2 protein-coding genes are annotated in these 587 nt (G+C 62.2%); both read right to left on the bottom strand.

Features of this window, described 5'->3' with window-relative positions; all coding sequences use genetic code 11:
• Positions 1-347: hypothetical protein (locus tag ACXJKJ_RS31375; protein ID WP_457395555.1), on the bottom strand; the 347-nt coding region annotated here is incomplete at its 3' end.
• A partial coding sequence (locus ACXJKJ_RS31380; RefSeq protein ID WP_457395558.1) for a hypothetical protein occupies positions 304-587 on the bottom strand: 284 nt, incomplete at its 5' end. The genes ACXJKJ_RS31380 and ACXJKJ_RS31375, both read right to left, overlap by 44 nt.

A 587-nucleotide genomic window follows, 5' to 3' on the forward strand; every position in this document is an offset into this window, starting at 1 on the left:
CGCCAATACAGCGCTGCCAGGCAGGGCGGAAGCAGCAAGGGCGAGGCGAACCACATCGAATAGAACAGGTGGAAGAAGCTGACTTCGATGAACGATGCAGTGGCGGACGCGCTGTTGTTCACCATGACTGAGAGCGCATCCACGGGTGCACTGAGCGCGCCACGGGTGATGATCATGATGTCCTGCAGCCGCGCATGCAGCCACTGCGAAGGCGTCAGGTGTGAGTAGGCATCGACCAGCGCATGCAGCGCGCTTTCGGTGCCGGGTGGCACCTTGCCGGCGAAATGCCATTTGATGAGACGATCACCGGGAGGATCGATGAAACGCTGGTAGGCGATCCAGGGCATAGGCCCTCAGTGCCACGGCAATGCTGGCCAGCCCAACGACGTAGAACAACACCTTGCTGGTGCGTGCGAGGGCGACCAGGATCGCTGCCTGCATCAGCAGTCCGCCGGCATAGGCACCTTGATGGATGGAGGTGGCCCCGGCGTCATACATCGCCACCATCCAGAACACCAGGACCAGTAGCACCGTGGCGAGGATCTTCAGCAGTTCAGTGAGGGCAGGATCGCGCACCCCGCGTGCCC

The organism is Roseateles sp. P5_E1 (genome assembly GCF_054049335.1).